The sequence below is a fragment of the Nocardioides sp. genome, from assembly GCF_036274455.1.
Taxonomy (GTDB): domain Bacteria; phylum Actinomycetota; class Actinomycetes; order Propionibacteriales; family Nocardioidaceae; genus Nocardioides.
Window position 1 is genome coordinate 1 of record NZ_DASUFR010000097.1, and the last position, 6159, is coordinate 6159.

The following is a 6159-nucleotide window of genomic DNA, read 5'->3' on the forward strand; positions in this document are numbered from 1 at the left end:
GGCACCCAGATAAGTCACAACCACCTGATAGCCGGTGACTCCGACGCATTCGTGGGTGCCCGCGACCAGCAGCAGGGCTTGGGGTTCTGTGGCGACCCATCCGCTTCTGTGCCGAGATCTCGGTACAGAAGCGCAGGGGTCACCGGATATCCGGGGACCCCAACACTTGCCCAACAGGTAACCGAATGGTTACCTATCCGGGTGGACATCTTCGGGACGCTGGCCGACCCGGTGCGTCGCTCGCTCCTGGCCGAGCTGGCCGCCGGGCCGCGGCGCGTGGTCGACCTGGCGGCGGGCCACCCGATCAGCCGGCCGGCGGTCAGCAGACACTTGCGTCTGCTCCTGGAGGCCGGTGCCGTGACGGTCCGCGACCGCGGGCGGGAGCGCTACTACGCCCTGGACCGAGCGGCGTTCGCCGAGGTGGCGTCCTACGTCGCATCGCTGACAACGCGGCCGATCGGCGAGCAGGCGCTCGACGCCCTGGAGACCGAGGTCCACCGGACCAGCCGCGAGCGCAGAGCTCGCGACGAGGAGGACAGGAACGAGGAGACCGCATGAGTCCCACCGGAACCATCGAGCAGCGTGACGGGCAGCACGTGCTCGTCCAGACCCGGGAGTTCAGGGCGCCGATCGAGGACGTCTGGGCCGCCGTGACCGAGCCGGAGCGGCTGGCCCGCTGGATCGGCACGTGGACCGGCGACCCCGCAACCGGGAGTGTGAGGTTCGCAATGACATTCGAGGGCCAGGAGGAGGGGGACGCGATGCTGATCCGCGTCTGCGAGCCTCCCCACCGGCTGCACGTCACCACCCAGGTGGGGGAGGAGCAGTGGCCGCTCGAGCTCGACCTGCGCCATGAGGACGGCATCACGACGCTGACGTTCCGTCAGCCCGGGATCCGGCCGGAGCAGGTCGGGGAGGTCGCACCGGGATGGGACTACTACCTCGACCGGCTGGTCGATGCCGAGACCGGGGCCGACCCGGCGCTGCGCAGCTGGGAGGACTACGCCCCCACCGCGAGCCACTACACCGACCAGCTCTAGTCAGCGGCCCACGGCGTACCCGTTCCCACCACGCGAGGTGGCCGCCCCGGTCAGTGTGCCGGTGTCGGGGTCGCGGCCCACTGCGGATAGCCGGCCCAGGGTCCACTCGCCGGCCCGCACGACCCGGTGTCCGCGGGCGGTGAGCGCCGCGATGACCCGGGCACCGACCCGGTCCTCCACCACCAACTCGCCGGGGTGGGTCTCGCGGGGATAGAACGAGCTCACCATCGAGGTGGTGTGGAACGCCGGCGCCTCGACCGCCTCCTGCAGCTCCCGTCCGTGCACCAGGTGGTGCAGCAGGAACGGCAGCTGCCACTGGTCCTGCTGGTCGCCTCCGGGGGTGCCGCAGGCAAGCACCGGCACGCCGTCGCGGAGCACGAGCGTCGGGGACAGCGTGGTGCGTGGACGCCGCCCGGGCGTGAGCGTGGCCGGCAGCCCCTCGTCCAGCCACGTCATCTGCAGTCGGGTCCCGAGGCAGAAGCCGAGCTCCGGGATCGTGGGCGAGCTCTGCAGCCAGCCGCCGCTCGGGGTGGCCGAGATGATGTTCCCCCAGCGGTCGACCACGTCGAGGTGGCAGGTGTCGCCCCATTCCACGGCCGGCTCGCCCAGGCCGGCTCCCGCAGCCGCCGAGGTCCCGGAGAGGACGTGGCTCGGCAGCACCGGCATGCGGCCACCCGGCGCGCCGGGCCGCGGCTCGAAGGACGCCCGGTCTCCGACCAGTGCCCGCCGCGCCTCGACGTAGGCGGGGTCGAGCAGCTCCCCGACCGACACCGGTGAGCCGTCGCCGTACCACGCGTCGCGGTCGGCCAGCGCGAGCTTCAGCACCTCGACGATCGTGTGGATCCCGTCGGGCTCGGTCGGGTCGGCGGGCAACCCCTCGAGCATCGCCAGGGACTGCAGGAGCACCGGCCCCTGACCCCAGAGGTCGGTCTTCGCCACCTCGACGTCGCGGTACCGGTGCCGCACCGGGGCTTCGTACGACGCGGACCAGCCGGCCAGGTCGGCACCGGTGAGCACCCCGGCGTGGTCGGCGCCGCTCGAGTCGCGGACCGGCCGCTGGACGAACGCGTCGACGGCCTCGGCCACGAACCCCTCGCGCCAGGCTCGCCGCGCTCCGTCGTACTGCGCCTCACGTCCGCTGCCCGCGGCCTCGCCCTCGGCGACCAGCCGTTCGAGGGTGGCGGCGTGCTCGTGGTTGGTGACCGGCTGCCAGGGCCGGGGGACCGGTAGCCAGCGGGCCGCGGACGTCGGCCAGTGCTCGCGGAACAGCTGCTCGACCCGCTGGATGGTCTCCGCCGCCGCAGGGAGGATCGGGTGGCCGTGCCGCGCGTACCCGATCGCGTAGGACAGCAGGTCGCGGATCCCGCGCGTGCCGTGGTCGCGGGCGAGCATGAGCCAGGCGTCGACGGCGCCGGGGACGGCGGCGGCGAGCAGGCCGGTGCCGGGGACGAGGTCGAGGCCGAGGGAGAGGTGGTGCTCGCGGGTCGCGCCGGCAGGGGCCGTCCCCTGTCCGCAGAGGACATGAGGGTTCGGGTCGCCGGCGGTCGCGAAGACCGCCGGCACCTCGCCGGCGGGCCCGTTGAGGTGCGGCTCGACGACGTGCAGCACGAAGGCACCGGCCACGGCCGCGTCGAAGGCGTTGCCACCGGCCTCCAGCTCGGCCATCGCCGACTGGGAGGCGAGCCAGTGGGTCGACGCCACCATCCCGAACGAGCCGCGCAGCGTCGGCCGGGTGCGCAGGTCGGTCACAGGGGCTTACGGGCGGACGAGCTCGATGCGGGGCTGCTTGGTCGGGTCGGGCCGCGGGTCGTAGTCCGGGGTGGCGGTGTACGGCGCCCAGGCGAGCAGCTCGGCGAGGTGCTGCTGGAGGTGCGGGAGCACCTCCGGTACGCCGACCGTGCGCCCCACCTCGAGGCTCAGCGTCGTGACGCCGGCGTCGGCGATGCCGCAGGGGACGAACCGGTCGTACCAGCCCAGGTCGACGTCGCAGTTGAGCGCGATGCCGTGCATGGACACGCCCTGGGCGACCCGCAGCCCGATCGCGCCGACCTTGCGCTCCGGGCGCAGGTCGTCGGCCTTGAGCCACGCGCCGCTGCGGCCTGGGACCCTCGCGGTGGCGACGCCGAAGTCGGCGCAGGTGGCGATCATCGCCTCCTCGAGCCGGCGGACGAAGTCGACGACCAGCACGTGCTCCGGCAGCCTCACGATCGGGTAGGCCACGATCTGTCCCGGGCCGTGGAAGGTGATCTTTCCGCCGCGGTCGACCTCGATGACCGGGGCGCCGCCGCTGTCCAGGGGCCGCTCGTGCGGCTCGGTGCGCTTGCCTGCGGTGTAGGTCGGCGGGTGCTCCAGGAGGAGCACGGTGTCGGGGCGGTCGCCGGCGACGACCTCGGCGTGGATGCGGCGTTGGAGCTCCCACGCGGCGAGGTAGTCCAGCGCCTCCGGACCTGTGCCGACGACCTCGAAGACCGGAGCAGCCACGCTCACGACCCTACTCGGCGGCCCAGGAAGTCGAGCTGGGCGGGCAGCATCCGGCGCCAGTAGCCGGGCGTGTGCCCCCCGGGCTCGAAGGTGCTGGTGACGTCGGCGCTGTCCGAGAAGCCCGCCACGTAGTCCTGGACGTCGCGGTAGAACGGGTCGCCGGTGCCGATGTCGACGCGCACGGGGATGCCGGTTAGCTGCGCCTGGTCGTCGAACACCGAGGACTCCTCGTACTCCTCGGCATCGTCGAAGCCGCTGGGCGAGGCGTCGTCCGCGTCCTTCCACAGCGCCGGGCTGCTCGCGACGACCGCCGCGGTTGCGTCGGGTCCGCGCAGCCCGGCCAGCCGCAGCACGCCGTACCCACCCATCGACCAGCCGAGCAGGCCGATCCGCGTCGTGTCGTAGCCGCGCTGCTGGAGGATCGGGAGCAGCTCGTCGGTCACCATCGCACCCGCGTCGTCGCCGTCGTGGAGGTGCCAGTAGCCCGTGCCGCCGTCGGGTGCGGCGATCGCGAACGGCGCTCCCCCGTCCGCGACGTGCTGGGCGAGGTAGCGGTCGAGGCCGAGCTCGTTGCCGGTCAGGGACCGGTGGTCGACTCCGAGCCAGTGCAGGGCGACCACCAGGGGGAGCGCGGGGTCCTCGCCGCCGGGCGGGAGGATCAGCGACCAGCCGACCTCGACGCCGCCCCGGGCGGCGCTGGTGAAGGAGTCCTCGAGCTCCGGGCCGGGCTCGACGTCGGGGATGACGCCGTCCTCGCCGTTGAGGCCGAGGTGCTCCTGGAAGAACGGGCGCCCCGGGAGCAGCCCCTGCTCGATGCCGGCACCGGCCGCGACCAGTCCGGCGGCCACCACGCCGGCGCCGCCGAGCAGGACGCTACGTCGACTCGGCACGCCCGCAAGTGTGCCTCCCGCGCGGCCTGTGGATGAGCTCGGCGCGAGGTCCGCGCGGCGGGGTAGACCTGTCGCCATGTCTCGGAGGACGCTGGCAGCGGCGGTCGTGGTCGCCGCGTGCACCGCCTGCGGGTCGGCAGGGCAGGCACCCGAGCGGCCCGCACCGGCCGAGCCTGTCGAGACCTCCGCAGCCGAGACCTCCGCAGCTACGGCGCCCGCCGGTCCGTCGGTGGTCGAGCCCGTCGAGATCCTCCGCGCCTGGGACGCCGCCCGGGCGCGGGCCTGGGCACTCGGTGACCTCGACCTGCTGCGCTCCCTCTACACCCCGGGCTCGGTCGCGGGCCGCGAGGATATCGCGATGCTGCGCGCGTGGTCGGCGCGCGGGCTGGTGGTGCGCGACCTGCGCACCCAGCTGATCTCGGTGCGCGAGCTCGGCCACCGGTCGTCGGCGTGGACACTGCTCGTCACCGACCGGCTGGCCGGCGGCGTGGCGGTCGGTGCCGGCCTGCACCGCCCGCTGCCGCGCGACCAGGCCACCACCCGCACGGTGCGGCTGCGGCGGGTGGCTGGTCGTTGGCGCGTGTCAGCCGTCGAGCTGCTCCGTGCCGGCTCTTAGCACCGCGGCCACATCGGGATCCCGGAACTGATAGCCCGTCTCCTGGAGCACCTTGGGAACGAGATCGAGCGAGCGCAGCAACTCGGGTGCAGCCGGACCGAGTGCGGCCCGGATCAGCGGGGCGGGTGCCGGCAGCAGAGCCGGCCGGTGCACCAGTTGGGCCAGGGCTGCGGTGAACTCCGCATTGGTCGGAGTCTCCGGACAGCACAGGTTGACCGGTCCCTCCACCTCCTCGCGATGGAGCGCGTGCACTGCGGCACCGACCCAGTCGCGCAGGCTGATCACCGGAAACCCCTGCCGTCCGTCACCGAGCCGGCCACCGAGGCACGCCGTGAACAGCGCCGTCAGCAACCGCAGGGTGATCCCTCGCCGGTCCATGACCGGCGCGGTGCGCAGCACGACGACGCGAGCGCCCGCCGCTCGCGCCGGCTCGGTCGCATCCTGCCAGGCTCGCGTGACCTGCGTGAGGAGTGCATCGCCCCGACTCTCGGAGGACTCTTCGACAGGCTCGGACCCGTGGTCCCCGTACCAGCTGCTGCCGTTGCCCGACAGAAACGTCGGCTTCCGGCTGCTCGATGCCACCGCCTCGGCAAGGACCCGAGTGGGCTGCACCCGGCTGTCGAAGAGCTCGCGCTGCCAGGAACGGCTCCGCGGGTTGCGGAACAACGACGATCCGGTGACGCCGATGACGGCGTCGGCCTGTTCGAAGAGGTCGGGGTCGTACCGGCCGGAGCCCGGATCCCAGGTCGACATCGTCGGATCATCGGTCGGCAACCTGGTCAGGCCGGTAACCGTGTGCCCGACGCGGCGCAGCGCACCCGCGACGTGCGAGCCCAGAAAACCGGACGATCCGGCGATGACGACTCGCACGGACGTCTAGACCTCGAACGCGCCCGACTCGAGCCTCCGCTTCACGTCCTGCAGGAACCGTCCGGCGTCGGCGCCGTCCACCAGCCGGTGGTCGTAGGTGAGCGCCAGGTAGACCATGTATCGGACCGCGATCGTCTCCCCGAGGTTCGGGTCGTCGATGACCACCGGCCGCTTCACGACGGTGCCCGGACCCAGGATCGCCACCTGCGGCTTGTTGATGATCGGGGTGTCGAAGAGCGCCCCCACGCTGCCGAGGTTGGTG

The 6159-nt window shown here is 73.0% G+C and carries 8 protein-coding genes; 3 read left to right on the forward strand and 5 right to left on the reverse strand.

Going from position 1 to position 6159, the window contains the following annotated elements; genetic code table 11:
- The first annotated feature begins 201 nt into the window (after positions 1-201).
- Both VFV89_RS09565 and VFV89_RS09570 read left to right on the forward strand, forming a co-directional pair.
- The gene (locus tag VFV89_RS09565) at positions 202-558 is read left to right on the forward strand and encodes a metalloregulator ArsR/SmtB family transcription factor (protein WP_329705700.1); all 357 of its coding nucleotides are present in this window, start codon (positions 202-204) and stop codon (positions 556-558) included.
- Complete coding sequence (locus VFV89_RS09570; protein ID WP_329705701.1) at positions 555-1040, forward strand: SRPBCC family protein; 486 nt, start codon at positions 555-557, stop codon at positions 1038-1040. Before VFV89_RS09565 ends, VFV89_RS09570 begins: the two co-directional genes overlap by 4 nt.
- Here the strand turns inward: VFV89_RS09570 and VFV89_RS09575 are convergent, their stop codons facing one another.
- From VFV89_RS09575 to VFV89_RS09585, 3 genes are read right to left on the reverse strand one after another with little or no spacing between them, the layout of a single operon-like run.
- On the reverse strand, positions 1041-2789 hold the full coding sequence (locus VFV89_RS09575) for a gamma-glutamyltransferase family protein (RefSeq protein WP_329705702.1): 1749 nt from the start codon (positions 2787-2789) through the stop codon (positions 1041-1043).
- Between the two features lie 6 nt (positions 2790-2795).
- A complete protein-coding gene (lipB, locus tag VFV89_RS09580; protein ID WP_329705703.1) occupies positions 2796-3521 on the reverse strand; it encodes a lipoyl(octanoyl) transferase LipB in 726 nt (241 codons plus the stop codon).
- Positions 3522-3523: 2 nt separating this feature from the next.
- Positions 3524-4411 carry an alpha/beta hydrolase gene (locus VFV89_RS09585; RefSeq protein WP_329705704.1) on the reverse strand — a complete coding sequence of 296 codons (888 nt, stop codon included), beginning with the start codon at positions 4409-4411 and terminating at the stop codon, positions 3524-3526.
- A 76-nt stretch (positions 4412-4487) separates the two neighbouring features.
- Here VFV89_RS09585 and VFV89_RS09590 point away from each other — a divergent pair, with 76 nt between their 5' ends.
- Entirely contained in the window at positions 4488-5027 is a 540-nt protein-coding gene (locus tag VFV89_RS09590; protein WP_329705705.1) for a hypothetical protein, read from the forward strand.
- On the opposite strand, the gene VFV89_RS09595 is transcribed toward VFV89_RS09590, so the two are convergent.
- The gene (locus VFV89_RS09595; protein WP_329705706.1) at positions 4995-5897 is read right to left on the reverse strand and encodes a TIGR01777 family oxidoreductase; all 903 of its coding nucleotides are present in this window, start codon (positions 5895-5897) and stop codon (positions 4995-4997) included. The genes VFV89_RS09590 and VFV89_RS09595 overlap by 33 nt on opposite strands.
- A 6-nt stretch (positions 5898-5903) precedes the next feature.
- Positions 5904-6159: 2-oxo acid dehydrogenase subunit E2 (locus tag VFV89_RS09600; RefSeq protein WP_329705707.1), on the reverse strand; the 256-nt coding region annotated here is incomplete at its 5' end.

What these genes read in the sequence shown, in the direction of transcription:
- VFV89_RS09570 (WP_329705701.1), top strand. Translation starts at nt 555, where the DNA reads ATGAGTCCCACCGGAACCATCGAGCAGCGTGACGGGCAGCACGTGCTC.
- VFV89_RS09590 (WP_329705705.1), top strand. Translation starts at nt 4,488, where the DNA reads ATGTCTCGGAGGACGCTGGCAGCGGCGGTCGTGGTCGCCGCGTGCACC.